The 17,582-nt window shown below is 58.9% G+C and carries 13 protein-coding genes and 2 tRNA genes; 2 read left to right on the plus strand and 13 right to left on the minus strand.

All coding sequences use genetic code 11. The features are described 5' to 3' along the window. Positions 1 to 733: 733 nt before the first annotated feature. From ACPJW8_RS11640 to ACPJW8_RS11665, 6 genes are all read right to left on the minus strand, one after another. Positions 734 to 2,347 carry a GTPase gene (locus tag ACPJW8_RS11640; protein WP_330194504.1) on the minus strand — a complete coding sequence of 538 codons (1,614 nt, stop codon included), beginning with the start codon at positions 2,345 to 2,347 and terminating at the stop codon, positions 734 to 736. Further along, on the minus strand, positions 2,344 to 4,122 hold the full coding sequence (locus tag ACPJW8_RS11645) for a dynamin family protein (protein ID WP_330194503.1): 1,779 nt from the start codon (positions 4,120 to 4,122) through the stop codon (positions 2,344 to 2,346). The genes ACPJW8_RS11640 and ACPJW8_RS11645 overlap by 4 nt, the downstream gene beginning before the upstream one ends. Positions 4,123 to 4,190: 68 nt before the next feature. After that, on the minus strand, positions 4,191 to 5,510 hold the full coding sequence (locus ACPJW8_RS11650; protein WP_330194502.1) for a hypothetical protein: 1,320 nt from the start codon (positions 5,508 to 5,510) through the stop codon (positions 4,191 to 4,193). 62 nt (positions 5,511 to 5,572) lie between these two features. Beyond that, positions 5,573 to 6,376 (minus strand): hypothetical protein, encoded by an 804-nt coding sequence (locus ACPJW8_RS11655; protein WP_425256336.1) that lies wholly within the window; start codon positions 6,374 to 6,376, stop codon positions 5,573 to 5,575. A gap of 56 nt (positions 6,377 to 6,432) precedes the next feature. Next, positions 6,433 to 7,365 carry a glycosyltransferase family 4 protein gene (locus ACPJW8_RS11660; RefSeq protein WP_425256337.1) on the minus strand — a complete coding sequence of 311 codons (933 nt, stop codon included), beginning with the start codon at positions 7,363 to 7,365 and terminating at the stop codon, positions 6,433 to 6,435. A 43-nt stretch (positions 7,366 to 7,408) separates the two neighbouring features. After that, positions 7,409 to 9,181, minus strand: a complete 1,773-nt coding sequence (locus ACPJW8_RS11665; RefSeq protein ID WP_330194499.1) for a hypothetical protein — start codon at positions 9,179 to 9,181, stop codon at positions 7,409 to 7,411. 152 nt (positions 9,182 to 9,333) lie between these two features. On the opposite strand from ACPJW8_RS11665, the gene ACPJW8_RS11670 reads away from it, so the two are divergent. Further along, positions 9,334 to 10,113, plus strand: a complete 780-nt coding sequence (locus ACPJW8_RS11670; protein ID WP_330194498.1) for a hypothetical protein — start codon at positions 9,334 to 9,336, stop codon at positions 10,111 to 10,113. Positions 10,114 to 10,664: 551 nt separating this feature from the next. Here ACPJW8_RS11670 and ACPJW8_RS11675 read toward each other — a convergent pair. From ACPJW8_RS11675 to ACPJW8_RS11690, 4 genes are all read right to left on the minus strand, one after another. Continuing rightward, positions 10,665 to 10,850, minus strand: coding sequence for a hypothetical protein (locus ACPJW8_RS11675; RefSeq protein WP_330194497.1), 186 nt, complete (start codon positions 10,848 to 10,850; stop codon positions 10,665 to 10,667). Between the two features lie 60 nt (positions 10,851 to 10,910). Beyond that, entirely contained in the window at positions 10,911 to 12,239 is a 1,329-nt protein-coding gene (locus tag ACPJW8_RS11680; RefSeq protein ID WP_330194132.1) for an ISL3 family transposase, read from the minus strand. 737 nt (positions 12,240 to 12,976) lie between these two features. Continuing rightward, positions 12,977 to 13,052 (minus strand) — tRNA-Glu (locus ACPJW8_RS11685). Positions 13,053 to 13,197: 145 nt separating this feature from the next. Then, a tRNA-Gln gene (locus ACPJW8_RS11690) sits at positions 13,198 to 13,269 on the minus strand. Between the two features lie 367 nt (positions 13,270 to 13,636). Here ACPJW8_RS11690 and ACPJW8_RS11695 point away from each other — a divergent pair. Next, positions 13,637 to 15,133 (plus strand): hypothetical protein, encoded by a 1,497-nt coding sequence (locus tag ACPJW8_RS11695; protein ID WP_330194131.1) that lies wholly within the window; start codon positions 13,637 to 13,639, stop codon positions 15,131 to 15,133. On the opposite strand, the gene ACPJW8_RS11700 is transcribed toward ACPJW8_RS11695, so the two are convergent. Genes ACPJW8_RS11700 through ACPJW8_RS11710 form a run of 3 tightly spaced genes read right to left on the minus strand, consistent with a single transcriptional unit; the run spans position 15,130 to position 17,561 of the window. Then, the gene (locus ACPJW8_RS11700; protein WP_330194130.1) at positions 15,130 to 15,870 is read right to left on the minus strand and encodes an HAD family hydrolase; all 741 of its coding nucleotides are present in this window, start codon (positions 15,868 to 15,870) and stop codon (positions 15,130 to 15,132) included. The two genes, ACPJW8_RS11695 and ACPJW8_RS11700, sit on opposite strands and share 4 nt — an antisense overlap. An 8-nt stretch (positions 15,871 to 15,878) precedes the next feature. Continuing rightward, complete coding sequence (gltX, locus tag ACPJW8_RS11705) at positions 15,879 to 17,393, minus strand: glutamate--tRNA ligase (protein WP_330194129.1); 1,515 nt, start codon at positions 17,391 to 17,393, stop codon at positions 15,879 to 15,881. 33 nt (positions 17,394 to 17,426) lie between these two features. Then, positions 17,427 to 17,561 (minus strand): hypothetical protein, encoded by a 135-nt coding sequence (locus ACPJW8_RS11710; RefSeq protein WP_425256338.1) that lies wholly within the window; start codon positions 17,559 to 17,561, stop codon positions 17,427 to 17,429. Between the last annotated feature and the right edge of the window lie 21 nt (positions 17,562 to 17,582).

Genomic DNA, 17,582 nt, shown 5'->3' on the forward strand with positions numbered 1-17,582 from the left:
TCTCCAGCATTGCTGCCGCTTCTGCCTCCGTGGCAGTACGTGTGGGCTGGCGCAACCAATGCTCAAGTCTGGCTACCCCTCTAAGTGCATCCAATCGGACCCGGGAAGTGATTGATCTGGATTCTCTATTTGGGTGAATCTCGTCAATCCAGACGACCGTGTGATTCGAGGGGCCAGGCAACACATGATCAGGTATCTCGAGTATGCTTCCGGCCCTTAACTTCATGCTCCGGTTGACCTGAGTAAACCGGTCGCGAAGCCTCAATATATAGACAATTTCTTGAGATTGGTCCACGCGACTTAAGTCGACTGTAAGCACGGCACTACTTTCTCTAATTCCTCGTCATCTGTATGGCCGCATATATTCGTTGGCCGCGCGGCTTGGCCAGCAATGCCAAGGGAGGTTGTAAGGCTTCAGACTAGGCTTCCGTTGGGTGAGGGACAAATCGATTCAAGGTCGCTGAGGATGGATGTCCAGATATGCCCGCCGCAGGGCTCCAGTCTCTTATGTGTCGATGAGAGCTTCTTGGCCGGAACGTTCACAAAGTGGATCCGATATTGCTGGTACCGGATACGGGCCTCTGGTCAATACGCGGACATCGCACGCCGACAGATAATTGACGTTGCACCTGCATCTCCGTGGCAGGCACAGGACATCGCGTGTCTCAATGGTGTGTTAGCCGATATAAACCACTGTCATCCCGTTCTGGGATAAGTGGGACTATCCGAAGCATCAGGAGGACCTTTTCAGCGCGTCCCTGAACGAGGCAAAGCGCGTCAACTCCACTTGAACTGGTTCAACAACCAGCCGTTCAGCAACGTCAGAAACCGCAGCCTGCAGCCGCCGTCGGGCAGCCCCCGCACGTGACCTCGCTGCCATCGAGGCAAAGACTTTGCCGGCCAGCGCCAGCACGATTCCCAGCAGCGCTCCCCCGGCGATCATCAGCGTAGGCACAGGCCAACCCTCCATGCGCGGCATCTCCGGGACAGGGAGCTGCAGGTATCCCAACACGGCCAATACCCCCAACCAGCCCACTCCGCCCAGGGCAGTCAGCAACGCGATCCACTGGATCACGTTAAAAACGCCCCACCACCACGAGGTGCGTCCGGCTTTCAGCTCCGTGCCGGCAATCGCCCGGTCCAGGGCGTCCGGAAGCTGTTCCCGGCCCTCGCGTGCCGCACTGCGGATGGCCGAACGCCACGGGCCCGGCGCTCCGGCACTGGCAGCGTCCGCAAAATTCCAGACAGCAGCATCAGTACGTGCCCGTTCCGGCGCACCGGCCCGGGGCAGCGACGTCCGGTGGACGTCCGCATCCCCGGTTTCCCGGCGCAGGTTCAGCCGCCGGAGCGGATCCGGACGGAACCTGGACAGCCAACGGGTAACCGGCCAGCCGGTTCGCCGTGTGGCTTCCAGCTTGTAGGAGCGCGCAACGGCTTCCACCACCAGGGGTACATTCGCCGCCGCTGACAGTTCTTCCGAAAGCCTGGACGCCGTACCGCCTTTAACTCCGGCAGCCTGGCCTGTGCCTGATACCTCCGTGAGCGTGCGGGCGGCGTTCGCAACATCCGCCGCCATCCGCTGTGACGCGGCCTGACGCTGGACGGCAACCTGGCGGATGGACGAACGCACCGAATCGATTCCGGCCCCGGTCAACGCTGAAGCGGGGAGAACACGAACCTTGCCCAGTCCTTCTGCGGCAAGGATCGACTTCAGTGATTCAAGCACCGGGTCCAGGTCCGCAGGAGCCAGCTTGTCTATCTGGTTCAGAACCACCAGGGTTACCGCTCCGTGCGCGGACAGCGGGGCCAGGAAGTCGTGGTGCACAGCAGCGTCGGCGTATTTCTGCGGGTCCAGCACCCATACCAGGACATCAACCATGCCGACCATCCGCTGGACGATCTTGCGGTTGGCCAGCCGGGTGGAGTCAAAGTCGGGCAGGTCCAACAGGATCAGGCCCGTGTCGTCATCGGCAAAGCCATTCACGGGAGATGCATGGTGCCGTGCCGGGACCTCGAGCCAGTCCAGGAGCGGTTCGCTGCCCGCTACTCCCCACACACTGGCCAGGGGTTCGGAGGTAGTGGGACGCCGGGCTGCCGCAGTGGCTATCTCCACCCCATTAACGGCGTTGAAGAGCGATGATTTTCCGCTGCCGGTGGCGCCAAAAAATCCGACGACGGTATGCCCGGAAGACAGCGACCTCCGCGAGCTTGCCCGTTCCAGGATGACCAGGACCTCCTGCAGTGCCTCGTCCGGAAGCACGCCGTCAGCCAACTCGCGGGCCTCGTTCAACGCCTCCAGGCGCTGCTGCAGCTGGGATGCCTCGCGGGCAACACTGTGCCGGCTCATCCGTGTGCCGCCAGCCCGGCCAGTGCGCGGGCGTGCCCGGCCAGGATGTCCGCCCCACCACTGGTCTCCGCTGAAAGACGGCCAAGGAAACGTTGCCGCTCACTTTCCAGCAGCGTTCTACAGCGCCGATGGAGGTCTTCCCTCGCCGTCCGGGCAAGGCGACGGACTGCCTCTTCACCGAACACTGCTTCCAGGAGCTTTTGACCGACGACGGCGGTGCCGCCGGCGACGCCGATCTCCAGTCCTGTCAGTCCCGCAGTCATGGAGAAAACCACGATCATCAGTGCCGCACCCAGGCCATTGATGCCGAACGACAACCACCGGGCCTTAGCCCTCTTTCCCTGCCCCTCGGTCCGGATCAGTTCCATCAGGTCACCCTGCCAGGCCCTGATCTCCGCTGACACTTGATCCGGAAAATTTTCACTGGTCCCGGACAGGTCATCGGTACCCAGGAGCTGCCGGCTGGCTGGATCGGAACGCCATCGTCGATCAGTTTCCTCGGCCGCGTTTCGGGCCTCGTCCAGGATGACGGCCTGCAGTCCGGACTCGATGGCCGTCTCCACCCGGACTGCGGGAGTAGGCTCGCCACGGAAGAAGGCCCCAACACGGTCCCGCATCCGGCCGATGTTCTGTTCCAGGTTCCGGAAGAATTCCCCTGTGCCCACAAAGTCCTGCCACCTGGCCAGAACCTCGCCGCGCAGCAGGGCGCCATCTTTGGTGGCATCGAGTATCCGGGTCACGGCCGCCTCGTGGGCATCAACTGCGTCGTTACGAAGCTCAGCCGCCGCAGCGTCCTGCTCATTTGCCCTTGCCGCCAGCACCTGCAGCCGCTCCGACAGGGCGCCAACAGCGCCATTCAGCGTTCGGCGCGCTATCCCCGCACGGCCTGCCGAATCTTCAGCCAGGTCATGTAGCCAGGCCCGCAAGGCTTCTCCTGCCTGGTGTGGCAGCATTCCCAGCTCATCCAGTTCGGCTTCGTGCACCACAAAGAGTTCCGCCCGGCCCAGGCCCTCCTGACGGAGCAGGTTGCGCAGGTCCTCACTGACCTCCGCCTCCGCTGCTGGCGGCACACGGTCCAGCACAATGGCTACGGTGATGTCCCGTGATGCCGCATCCAGCAGAAGCCGCCACGGAACGGCGTCGGCATAGCGGTTTGCTGTGGTGACGAAGATCCACAAATCCGCCGCCGCCAGGAGCTGACCGGCCAGCTGCCGGTTGTCATCTGAGATTGAATCGACGTCGGGTGCGTCAAGGATGGCGACGCCCAGCGGCACCGCGGGATCGCCAAGAAGCACCAGCGACGTCATGGCGGCGGCATCGGGAGCGGTGCCGGCTTTGCTTGCCGGTACAGCGCTTCCGGTCAGGACGCCGGAGATCCGGCTGAGGCCGGGCAGCACCCGGCGGTCCTCGAACCATGGCAGGTCCGCGGGGTGGTGCAGCAGGATGGGTTGCCGGGTGGTGGGCCTGATGGCTCCGGCGCGGGTGACGGGATGGCCCACCAGCGCATTGACCAGGGTGGATTTCCCCGCACCGGTGGATCCGCCGACGACGGCCAGCAGCGGAGCGTCCAGGCTGCGGTAACGGGGAAGGATGTAGTCGTCCAGCTGCGCAACGGCCTGCCGCAGTTCTGTCCGGGCCTGCTCCACTCCCGGCAGCTCCAGCGGCAGGACCGTTGCTGACAGGTCCGCGCGTGCGGATTCCAGTAATTGGACAGCGTGGGCCGAATGTTCAGCGCCGGCCACTGGCTCGGAATCGGGAGTAGTCTGCGGGGTCACAGGTTCATCATGCCAGCATCAGCGCCCTAAACGCTGTTGAGCCGCAGTAGACGGCGAAGATTCGACCGCTAATCTAGGAGATGAACTGCCAGCTTCTTTATTTCCACATGGCCTGAAGCCTCCGACTTACCATAATGCCTAATCGAGAACCCACTCACCGGGCATCCTTGAGGAATGTAAACCTTATGAGCAACTGTGTTCTCACCTTCCTTTATAGGCAAAAGAACAAAGAACCCAATCGACGAATCATTAGAACGACGAATTGAGTTGGACTGCTTCAGAAGCAGATCCAACGATTCATTCGAAGGCTCGATCCACAATGAAACCATGAAGGCGTTCGATGCCACGTCACCAGAAACAGTGAAGTCCGACTTAATAACCAGAGTCCCCTCTGCAACCTTTGGAAACCTGGTCTCCAGAGGAAAAGCTGTCAGCGGGAGTGGGTCTTCAATAAGTTCAAAACGTTCCTCTTCACTCGCTTCCGACAGGCTGGCCTCCACGGACGACTCATCCTTGAGTGGGATCGAACCAGGTAGCGCGGCCATGTTAGACCAAGCAGCGTCTCCAACAACCCGACGAATAACATCCAGAAAAATGTCCGGAACCGGGGCAACGAGCCCCTCACCCCAATTCCTGATCAAGACCTGAACATGATTGTCCTTGTGCAGTCTTCGCGCAAAGGGACGAAGGTGTTCGTCCACATGGTGAGTATCGCTAGCGTTGTTCAGGTAATACACATAGTTATCCACAGGTGCAGAGTATATTTCAGTCAGATCCGCCGCAAATTTTGCCTTAGCAGATTCAATAGAGAGTGCCTCGGCTGAACCCCAACACGTACGCGAAAATTTCGCGAACTCCCAACCGTGATACTTCGGCAGAATCGTTTGAGGATTGGTAGCCAGCACAAGCGAACCAGGAAAATGTGTCGAGTAATACAAAGCGGCATAGGCGCCGCCGGATACACCGAAGAATATTGTGCGTTGTGATTCCGAAACAGTCAGGAATTTGCCAATGATTTCGGGTAGGATCCGCTGCAGTTGGAGTTCAGAGCACCCGGCGTACCATGTCAAACTATTGGATGGATCGTGATACAACGTTGCATCGTGGATGTAGATCCGATTTACATCATCGCCACTGACAGACTTCATCATCGATGTTCCCGTGAAACCAGGGCGCGTTGCACTACTTGCGAAGCCGGCGCCATTGAAAAATACAATAGTCGTCGGCGCATTGCGATTGTCATAAAGAATTTCAGTGAATAAGGAATCGGAATGCGGAATCACGTGCAGTCCGCTGTCGAGATCCGCACATCCCATAAATTCTTCCAGTGAATCATGAGCAGATATGTTTGGTTCATATTTACTGAGACTTCTACTCGGATTCTGCAAAACAATACTCCTGATCCATCAATCGGCTAGAAACCAAAGATTCAAATTCATACTAATAACGCTCACCATGCGTCGGCAATTGCTCGGATAGTATCCACTTTAAACATCGGATTATGACCCTGGTCTGTTCTAGAATAAAGGTGCACCGTGTGGACAGGACGATCTCCATGGACAGCGCCCTTTGCAACGCCGGTCGTGAAGACATTCAACTGATTAAGGATGTCATGTTCAAAAGCGGCATTTACCCAGAAGTGAGTCTCCGGATAATTTCCAATCTTATACATATACTCAGTTACATCAGCGCGATGCGGGTGGCTCTCGCGCAACTCTTCCACCGTCAGTCCATTGAACCCAACTTTAAGTAGCCGGTTAATGTGACTTTCGTGAAAATGCCTCGTCCAATCGACTTGAGGATTATTCACCACACATAGGGATCCGGGATCCAATGCTGCCGCCACTAAAGCCTGATAACCGCCAGCCGAACTACCAAAATAAAGCCGCGTCCTCTTCTGTGGGTCGATGCGCAGTGCCGCGCAGATTCCTGCCACGATCTCCGCTACAGACTCAAGGTAGTAGTGGTCCAAATTGCCTTGTCCCCAACTAAGAGCCATGTCGGGATGCTGTTGAATTGTCGGGTCAGCAAAGTTGACAACATGGGCATCTATTTCATCAGTCCAGGAAGATCGCTGGAATTCCCGACCGCTCTTGCGGCTGAGATCAACGGCACCATTGAAGAGAACTACCAGGCGACTGCTGTCTGCCTTGACGTGCAACCGCAGCGGAAATACGACACCCCTATTCTCGATATCGAGGTCCACCAAGGCAGTTCCCGTCGACGGATCACGCTGGCGCGGGATCTGCTCCACAAACGTTCTCGTAAACGGACTCTCGGCTGCCGGCTGGAATATATGCATGGGTCCTTCTACCTAGCCATCGAAATTGATGATGCTGAGATGGCGGACGCGAGAGCATGAATGTCGCCTACCGGAACGAGTATGAGATGACCTTCATCGGCGGCCCGTTCCTCAAGTGCGCCAACTGAATATGCGACCGCTGGCAGCCCCGACGCCATCGACTCCGCCACGCCGTAGCCGAAAGACTCACCGAGACTTGTGCTGACGAAGCACCCTTGGGCGTTGCTGGCATGACGATAAAGACTCGCTATTTCATCAGGGCTGAGATTCATCAACAGATGAACTCGATTCTGGACCTTATAGGCCGAAGCATCTGCAAGGAACGTCGCCATGCGGTCGGGAGAGTCCTCCATACTCACGACGACGACACCTACAAACTCAGGACCTAGGAGTGAAAGTGCGCGCACGAAATCGCGGTAGTTTTTGCCCTTGTCAAACCTTCCCACCCAGACGAGGGGGCGCTGACCGGCCGGGAGGCCCCAGCTGCCACTGGGCCCCTCCGCAGAGAAGATTGAATTATCGACCAAGTTTGGATATACCCGCACGATTTCTGAAGCATCCCCTGAAATAAGCGAATGCACAAGCCCAGCTAGAAACTCGCTGGGAACTCGAATTTCATCCAAATTAGAAATATTCAGAGAATCAAGTTCTCGTGCAAGGACAGTCTCGTCGGACGAGTGGAACTCGTAAATGAGTTTGCTTGAACCACGAGTTTCTACCGAATTGGCAATGTCTGGGAGCGACGTAATGCGGATCTCAGAATAGTGCTGCTCGACGGCAGCCAACTGAACGAACGGTTTCAACCGCCCCTTCGGCACGATGTCAACACGCACTTCGTTCAATTCACTATAAACACGTGACGCACCAAAATCTTTATAAAATACGAGGTCGTGGCTCTCACTCGGCGCATTAACGATGCGGTTCTTGTAGACCGTCATCATTCCGCCCATGCTGCAATTTGGATAGACCGTTAGGATTCTGGTCTTAGACATTTACACTCCCAAAGATGGAGAGCATCGTTTTAGCACGTTCACTCCATAGAACATCGCTAAGGAATCGATCGATTTCTTCTTGCTCTAGCTCTGTCATCTCTCGATCCATGGCCTCCTGCAGCTGCAATTCGAACTCGCTCCTGTGATCGTAGATGTGGGTGGCAGGACAAGAGGCAACACTACCCATTGCTGCCGTTACTACGCGGAGTCCCACAGCTAAATACTCGTAGATCTTGTTCGGATCAACTGCGTAAGTCAGGGTTGAGGCCTTGAACGGAATTAGACCGACCTTCCACCGCGACGAAATTTCAACAAACTCTTCATGACTTCTCGGACCGAGGAACATCACATTTTCAGGAAGGTAAAGACCGTCGGGGATACCATGACCAATGATTTCAAAGGTCCATTCAGGATGTTTTTCGGCCGTCGAGTTAACTAGGGACCAGTCAAACCAGGACGGTGTCAGGTGACCGATATATCCGATGATCGAAGAGGCATCTCGTGCGGTGTATTCCTCTTTGGTCCGAAGATGAGCAGCTCTGGCTACTAGTTCAGGCGAAACTCCATTTGGGATCACAATCGAATCGCTTCGGCCGCTCAAGATATTCATTTTAGCAGCAAGGCGAGGGCTAACGGTGATGACGTTATCTGCCTGGACCGCCATACGCTGCTCAAGAAGTGGGTTAAACCATTTTGAGTAACCAACCCGGTTAAACTCTTCCATGTCATCCCGGACCTCATAGACAACACGCCAGTCCCGCAAGTGGAGATAGTCTGCGGCAACAATAGCCTGTATGTCCGGGAAAGAACTGCATACAAAGATATTATTCTTACCAATTCGAGCGCTTGCGTATTCAAGGAATGAACTCAAATGCTCGCGGGAGACTTGGCGAGTTGTGGGGCTTACGACTTCCGTTCCTCTGGGGACTTTGCTGAAAGGAACAAAGACTATCCACTTGCCCAATTTTTCGTACTCTTTCGCCAACCGATTCGGCCGCAGCGACAGAGTCTGATGCCCCAGAGGTGGAGCGGTGGTGTATAGAACGATAAGTTCGTCATTCAGTGGAATAGATTTTACGAAATCTTCAATTTCCGCTTCAACAGTCCTTATTGTGTCCTGATTATTCAAGGCAGAATGAACCTTCACCTGGCTCGCCGCGAATACCTGTCGGCCGTGCTTCCAAGGGACACCAGAAACGTGCAAGTACCGAGAAGCGGGCGGAACGTCTACTGTGACTTTGGTTTCCGCCGGCTCGTTCGGGTTACCAAGTGCGAGGTACGTGTAGGCGCCGAGTTTAGGGTGAATTGAAGATGTTCCTCGAGGCTGAACCGGTGCTCCGTTTTCGTCACGGAATGAGAAGGTCAGCAGCGCGGAAGCATCCTTGTCGGGTCCGGTTGCATAAGCTGCAAGACTAATGTCCAGCGACTCGATGTCGCCGACGTCTATAACTTTAGACACATCACCAATGGGGACTGCGTCAAAAGCGCGTAGCACGATATTGCGGACAGTAACAGTGCCCTGACCCTTGACTCTAAGGGCCGCTGATATGAACTTGGTTGCTGGCTTGGTATCAACTTCGGCGCCGTGGAGGTCACCAGTAGTCGGTGAGGACCCGTTATCATCGTACTCAACGAGTATCCAGAAGGCCTCGGCATCCCCCGTAACGCCCACATCAGCTGTAAGGGACACCCGCTGCCCCGGCTCAAACGGTGTAGCCGAGGCCGACGGAGGCGCGGCAAAGTTGCCACTTTCTCTGTTAGCCATGATGTGAAAATGGGAAGGAGTCTTCGAAACTACTTTGAATCCATTAGGTTCTGTAGAGACTAGAGATACGTCTTCACGCGTGTGCAGCGTCCAGGTCAGCACGACGTGCCCCCTCATTCGTAGATCAATGGTCAGACGATGGCTGACACTCGGTGGGCCTCCTCTTGCTCGGCGAGCCGGAGCAGGCGAACGACGTCTACACTACTTCAGAATCTCCACTCAACGAACTCAGGCGACAGGATGACACACACATGACAAGCCGAGATCTTCTTGATGCTCGCCTCAGACTCGCCGTCGAGAATAGGAAGGATATTCGCATCCTTCAGATAGGGGCATGCGACGGCCGTCGTTTCGACCCTGTTTATCGCTTTATCTCGACGCATCCCGCCGTATCGGGAGTCTTTATTGAGCCCATAAGCGAATACTTTCGGCAACTAGTTGATACCTATAAGTCTCTTCCGGGGGCTACGTTCCTCAATTTTGCAGTCTCTGATTTTAACGGATTCAGTGACATTCGATATGTGGACCCCCAGGCGATTGCAGACGGTGTCATTCCGGCATGGGCTGTCGGTATCTCGACCATGGAGCATCGTAAGAATGCCATAGATGGAATAATGATAGACCCAGCCGTTTACGGATCCATCGCGCCCCACGTAAAATCGGTCAGCGTTCCGGTTGTACGTCTTCAAGATCTGCTGCATATGCCCTTCTGCGCAACAGCAAATGTGTATTTATCTGATTGTGAGGGGCATGACTTTACACTATTCTCCGCACTAAAGGAGACGGAGTTCAGGCCGGATATATTCTTCTTGGAATCTATGTTGATGTCAGCCGAAGAACTTAGCTCTGTTAAGGAGACGCTCTTTGATTGGGACTACATCGTCCATGTTGACAAGGCTGATTTGGTCGCCTGGAAGCGGCCGAGGAGCTAGAATACACCATCGATCTGCTACCTGCCATCGCTGCAGTCACACCCGAAAGATCGGTTATTTTTCCCAGCTTCGTGTATATGTAGCTGGGCATTCGTGCTTGAGTTATGAGTTTGCTGGGAATAGCTGGCCCACGAGCTCTGTATCCGCTCATAGTTGGAATCTCTCGTCCACCTGTTGTTGAGCTCGACGATAGCTACAAGTCCTGGCGCACAGTCGCGGGGACAACGGTCCGCGTGGGATCACTTGAAAATCACGGACTGAACGTCACCGCCTTCCTAGCACACCCAAAGGAAGTGGGACGGTCTAATCAACCAAGATCACGATCCGGGACGGCTCGCAGTGGGATTCGGCAACACGCAATCCCCTAGCGACCAAACGCCAGAGGCCGGGCATCGCCCGTAAAGTCATAGGGTTTGCCGGCCGAGCTACTTCAGAGCATCCTCGATTGTGCACCACCCAATTCGGGTCCGCAGGACCATTGGAATCATGTTCGTACCCAAAGTGGCGTAACCCAAAGATGCGACCGCAGGGCAATGGCTCCCTTGCGATTCTCAATTATTCATATTGTCGGCGTTCTTCCGCCGCTGGAGCCAGAGATACAACTCGTAGGCGCCGCCCATATTGTCGATCTGTTCCATGGCTACCGCTCCGATGCCAAGATAGTGCTTCCCGTGAAGTGCACGAGCAACCTCATCCCGCAGTTCCAGATAAGTCTTCGCCTCCGGCAGTTCTGACATGAATCTCCCCATAAAAGGGCTCTTCGCGGTTCGTGGGGAAATGCATCCCTGAGATAAGCGTCATGCCGCCGTCCGGACGGCACTTCTCAAGAGAATAACCGATTTGTAGTTGCTTGGGTTGCGATACCCGCGGGCGGTGCGTTTGATGTTTTTTATGGCGGTGTTGTTGGCCTCGACCTTGCCTGTCGTGGCGCCGGTGATGATGAGTACTTCGATCTCCTGCCACCAGCGGCAGACGGTGCGGTAGAGCCTGTTTGTTTCCGGCCGTGCGGCAGCTTTGACCAGTTCCTCCAGGTGTTCTTTCGCTGTGGCGGCGTCCTCCAGGGAGCCGGTGCGCAGCAGGGCCCTGAGTTGTTCCTTGACTTTCCATACGGCTTGGAGGGTGCCGGTCGGATCGTCGGCGGCGAACACGTCTTCCAGCTTGAGGGCGGCCCTGCAGCTGAGCGTGTCGCCGCCGCGAAGGAGGAGCATGCGGTGCGCCCAGGCCTTGTCGACGGCCCTGCCGCGGCGGCCCTTGACCTGCTGGGAGAGGTTCTGCCGGGTCTCGGTCATTGCCTGGTTGGCCAGCGAGATCAGGTGGAAGTGATCGACCGCGACGGCGGTGCGGGGAAGCCACATCCGCAGCGCTTTCCGGAACGCCGCCGACGGGTCGATCGCGACGACCTGCACTCCCAGGCGCCACTCCAGGGGACGGACGAACAGCCAGTCCCCGACGCCCTTGTGGTCCCGGCCGTCGACCACGCCAAGGACCTGGCCGGTGTCCAGGTCAACGATCGTTGTCATCCAGGGTTCGAACCGTGTCCACGCCTTCGTGGCGGGGTCCTGGAAGTAGCGCACGGACCGGAACCGGTGTTCATCGATGCCCAGCATCCGGGGGCTGAGTTTGTCCACGTCCGGCAGCCTGAGCAGGCAGGCCTCATTCAGTGCCGCCCGGACCATCCACCAGGAAACGGCGAAGCCGGCAGCCGTGTCCGACACGGCCCTGCCGGAGCGGATGACCGCGTCCACGAGCTGGTCCCGGAGCCGGCCGGTGGAGCGGGCCCGGCGCGGGACCTGAGGGGTGGATTCAAAGAACGACAGCCGGTCGCAGGCCACTTCTTGGCAATACCAGCGGTACTTGGACCAGAGCACCTCCACCGGCCCGGCAACCGGAATGTCCCTCAGTCGCTGAAAGCGCCGTTCCTTCCGCCGGGAGGAGATGACTCCGCAGCTGGGGCACCCCGGCGGCTGGTCGGTTTCAACGATGACCTGCCGACAGCCGGCAGTGACGGTGGTGGAGACTACGTGGTAGTCGGGCAGGTTGAAGAGGATGGTGGCAGCGTCGGCTGCGACCCCGGTAGGCTCGTTCAAGGGCTCGTGGTCCTGTTCCAGGTTGAATGCTAGACACACTCATCCCAACAGGGCCACGGGCCCCCTTGTCTTCAACGACACGAACTCAATTCCCCACCAACCGCGAAGAGCCCATAAAAGCCAGCCCCCATGGTCGGCAAGGAAGAGCTTACGTCCTACCATCCCTGTCAAGTCAAATCGACCTTCTCCGCGTTGGTGGGCCTTCTGCCTAAAGAGTGAGCCTGAGGAGGCCAGATCTCAACACGACCTAGGGCACGGTCCTCTAGTCACTCGTGGGCTGCTTATTCCATACCCTTGAGTACTAGCGGCGGCCAGCGTCGTAGCACTGCCCGGCGGCCCGGCGGTTGCTTCTGTCAGTCCCCATAAGTGGCTCTGACCCCATGGGTGGTGTCTGCGCCGTCCCGCTCGGACCGCGCAGTTAGTTCGCAGCGGCGCGGCTGAGCGACCATCTAGGCTATGTTCAAGGCGCAGTGCAAAGGCCGTATGCAATCTGTATAGCGACCAAGTGATCCCCCGGCAGGCATGACAAGACCGAGGGTGGACGATAGCGCAAGATGCAGCGGGTCATCTTCACACGGATACTCCAGCCGAACTCCACAAGTACGACACCTGGAAGGCGAACAATCTGAGACGGCATCCACCGAGCGCGTCGGAGTGCGGCAGTGCGTGCTTCATCCCGACATCATGTCCCCCAGCGCAGTCGAAGTGGGCAAGACGCAGATGCACCAACCAGGGAAACAGAAAAGGCCCCGAACCGAAGTTCGGGACCTTTTCATTGGTGACCCCAGCGGGATTCGAACCCGCGTTACCGCCGTGAGAGGGCAGCGTACTAGGCCGCTATACGATGGGGCCTTGTACTGGTGTAGCTGGTACTGCATCTTGATTAGCTTCCGCCAATCAGGCTCAGTGATTGTTTCACAACCATGGCCCGCGTTTCAAATCGGTGGACCGCTTGAAACGGCTGCTTCCCACCTGGCTACAGGCGGAACATGCAGAGCTGGGATACCAGGACTCGAACCTAGAATGACGGTACCAGAAACCGTAGTGTTGCCAATTACACCATATCCCAATGGTATTACCGGGCCTCATCTGCGGGTGTAAACCCGCGCTCTGAGCGCCTCAGCACGAGAAATTACTCTACCTGAGACTTGGTGCCGGCACAAATCGAACAACCCGCTCCCGGCCGTGGCCGTGCCGCATATCGCGACGCTGCCGCTCTTGCGTGACTCCACCGGCCTAGTTTACTCTCGGTAAGTTACCAACCAGTAACCTATCCCGCCCTGACCTAGGGACCCACGAGGACAAGGGACTCCAGACCACGCACGGTTTACTCCAGCGGGCAATGTCGCCCAGCCGGAAAGTTAGGAACGTCAGTGTTGACAACCCAAAGAGCCGCCACTCCTACAGCAAAGACCAATCGAGTCCGCTTCCAGCGAGTGGCAATTATCGTTTTGTCAGTTCTTCTTATTCTTTTTCTTGCCTTCTATACCTACCTGACGGGCCAGATTTCCCGCGGCGCCAACCAACTGATGGAAGGTGCCAGCCAGGCATCCAGCGGTGCCGAGCAACTGAGGGATGGATCCGGGCAGCTGGCGGACGGTGCCGGAGCTGCCCATGCGGGCGCGAACCAAGTCAAGGACGGCACCGGCCAGCTCCACTCCGGCGCTGCCAAGCTCCAGGACGGCGCAGGGCAGTTGTTCGCGGGCGTCCGTGACCAGCTGACGCCCGGCGCCGACAAGTTGCACGCCGGGACCACCAAGCTGCAAAACGATGTGATCAATAAGCTCGTCCCCGGCGTCTACCAGGTGGATGACGGTGCCCAAAAGCTTCAGGCGGGCGCCGTCCAGCTCTCTGCCGCCCTGACGCCCACAGCGGCCGGAAACGCTCCAAACAACCTTGCCGACGGCGCCGGCCAGCTGGCAGCGGGCACCCAACAGCTTGCGGCCGGGGCAGCCCAACTGGATGCCGGTGCCACGCAGCTCAACGCTGGTACTGGTGCATTGCAGGAGGGCACCGGCCAGCTCTGGGCTGGAACGGGGCAGCTGAAAGGATACCCCGGGGCAGGCAATGACCCTACAAAAGGAGCAGGGCTTGCTGCGCTGAGCCAGGGATTGGACCAGCTTGAGGCAGCAGCCAACGGACCCCAAGGTATGGTGCCACTGGCACTGATCAAGGATCAGATCGCCAAACTGGCCGACGGCGGACGCCGGGCCTATGCAGGGGCCAGCCAACTGGAGGCCGGAGCGGCGAAACTCAACGTCGGGGCCACACAGTTGAACGATGGTGCCGCCCAGCTCAAATCGGGCACGGGCTCCTTGGCAACCGGAGCAGGCCAGGTGAACGATGGTGCAGGCCAGCTGACCGCCGGATTCGCTACCTTGGCACAAAAGCTGAACAGCACGGATCCGCAGAACCCGGGCGTGGTGATGGGTACCAACCTGCTGGCCGCCGGTACGGCCAAGATCCGTATCGGCATGGACGGCGTTCCCGGAAACCCGGACAGCCCCGGTTTGATCTATGCCGCCAATAACCTCCAGGCCGGGACCAGCAAGCTGGCCCAGGGCCTTAAGGGAGATGGCGACCCCAACAACCCTGGCCTACTTGCGGGAACCCAAACGCTTTCCGAAGGCACTGTGAAACTGTCGGACGGAACCGGCAAACTGCAGGCCGGAACGGCGGAGCTCGCAGACGGCAACGGAAAATTGGACGATGGTTCCGGCAAGCTCGCCGCGGGTGCGCTCAAACTGGCGGACGGCAACGCAAAGATTGCCGCGGGCACGAAGGAGCTTCACACCAAGGTTGCAGCTGTCTCGCCGTCATCCTGGCTGGATGACCCGGTCATCGCCCTCGTACTGGTGGCACTGCTGGTGACAGGCGCCGTCGTCGGCTACCTCCTGCTTCGGCGGCGGGCCCGGCGGCTGAGGGTGGGCTAGCTGACGGGTGGCAGGAGTTCCGCCAGCGTGCTGACCGCGGCGCCACCATAGTGGCCCGCGGTCTCCCCCACCCTGTTGAGCCACACGCCCACCAGGCCTGCCGCCGTCGCACCCTCAGCATCCAGGAGTTTATTGTCACCCACGAAGAGCGTCTCCTCTGGGGTGGTCCCCAGGAGGCGGACGCCTTCGAGGTAGATGGCAGGCTCGGGCTTGGCCACCCCTACGGTGTCTGTACCGACCAGATGCTCGACTCGCGACAGACCGGCGCCGTCGAGCTTTGCGCGCTGGTAATCATGGACGTTGTTGCTGACGGCACCGTAGGGAATGCCGGCGGCATCAAGCAGGTCAAGGAGTGGCAGTACATCCTCAAACGCCCGGACGTAACCAGGTTGTACCCGGCCGTACGCGGTCAGCCACTGATGCGACTCCTCACCTTCGGCGAGTTCCACTCCGAAATGCCCCAAGGCGGCCCGGCCGCGCAGCAGGCGCTGATCGTTGAACGTCAGTTCGCCGGCGAGGTAGCGGTCGTAGAAGTGGGTGGTCTCGTGGGTGAAGATCCTGCCGAACCGCTCCCAACCGGCCTGGTCCAAGCCCGGCAGGAGGTGTTCGCTGACTTCGCGCAACGCCGTGGTCATGGAGTATTCGAGGTCAACCAAGGTGTCATCGATGTCGAAAAGGACACCGTTGATCACACCAAAACGCGTATGCAGGACACTGCGGGCTGCGCGTACTTCCATGGGACGGATCAGCCCCGGAAGTTACGGAGCCGGCGGAGCGAGGATTCCTTGCCCAGGATCACCATGGACTCAAACAACGGCGGCGAAATCCGGCGTCCGGAAATGGCCGTGCGTACCGGACCAAAGGCAAGCCTCGGCTTGATGCCCAGGCCCTCCACCAGTGCCTCCTTCAGCGCGAGCTGGATGTTTTCCGGAGTCCAGTCAGCGATCGGCTCCAGGGCGGCCAGCGCGGCGTCCAGGACCTCAGTGAGGTTCTCCGGCAGGCCCTTGCGTGCGTCATCGGCGACGTCGATCGCGTCGTCGTCCTTGAACAGGAAGGCCAGCATTTCCGGAGCCTCGCCCAGCAGCGTGATGCGTTCCTGGACCAGCGGTGCGGCCTCTGCCAGGATCTCTTCCTGCCGGTCCGTCAGGATCTCCCTCACCAGGTCCGCGGCACGCAGGTACGGCACCAGGCGTTCCCGGAAGTCTTCCGGTGCCAGCAGGCGGACGTGGGTGCCGTTGATGGCCTCGGCCTTCTTCAGGTCAAAGCGTGCCGGGTTGCCCAGGACGTCGTGGATGTCGAAGTGCTCCACCAGCTGCTCCACCGTGAAAATGTCCTCATCGGCGCTCAGCGACCAGCCCAGCAGGGACAGGTAGTTGAGCAGGCCTTCGGGGATGAAGCCGCGTTCCCGGTGCAGGAACAAGCTGGATTCCGGATCACGCTTGGAGAGCTTCTTGTTGCCCTGTCCCATGACATAGGGCAGGTGCCCGAACTCCGGCATGTATTCGGCAACCCCCACCGCGTACAGCGCCCGGTACAGGGCGATCTGCCGCGGGGTAGAGCTGAGCAGGTCTTCCCCGCGCAGCACGTGCGTGATGCCCATCAGCGCGTCATCCACCGGATTGACCAGGGTGTACAGCGGAGCGCCGTTGGCGCGGACCACCGCGAAGTCAGGAACCGAACCGGCCTTGAAGGTGATCTCGCCGCGGACCAGGTCGTTGAACGTCAGGTCCTCATCCGGCATCCGGAGGCGGAGCACAGCCTGCCGGCCCTCGGCCTTGAACTGCGCGAGCTGTTCCTCGGTCAGGTGGCGGTCGAAGCCGTCGTAACCCAGCTTGGGGTCGCGCCCGGCCGCCTTGTGCCGTGCCTCGATCTCGTCAGGGGTTGAGAACGACTCGTAGATGTAGCCTCCGGCCTTCAATTTGGCGATGACATCCTGGTACAGTTCGCCGCGCTGCGACTGGCGATACGGTTCGTGCGGGCCACCCACCTCCACGCCTTCGTCCCAGGTGATGCCCAGCCACTTCAGCGCGTCCAGCAGCTGGTGGTAGCTCTCCTCGCTGTCCCGTTCCGAGTCCGTGTCCTCGATGCGGAATACCAGCTTGCCGCCCGTGTGCCGTGCGTAGGCCCAGTTGAAGAGCGCCGTGCGGATCAGGCCGACGTGCGGCGTGCCCGTGGGCGAGGGGCAGAAACGGACACGCACCGGGGTATCGGCGGTGACGGCGGGAATCGAGGCAGGAGCAGGCACGGGAGCAGTAGTCATAGTGAGTCCAACTTTACCGCGTGCGGGAAGGGCCTACCGGCGGGGCTTCAGCATCCGCACCAGGTACCAGGCCGCCAGCACCAGTCCAACGCCGGCGAGGGCCACGGCCAGCCACACGGGGCCGCCCAGCCACATCACGGCGCGGGCCGCCATCAGGAATGTCCCCAAGGATCCGAGCGCAAAAAGCGC

This window comes from Pseudarthrobacter sp. J47 (assembly GCF_049810315.1).
Classification (GTDB): domain Bacteria; phylum Actinomycetota; class Actinomycetes; order Actinomycetales; family Micrococcaceae; genus Arthrobacter.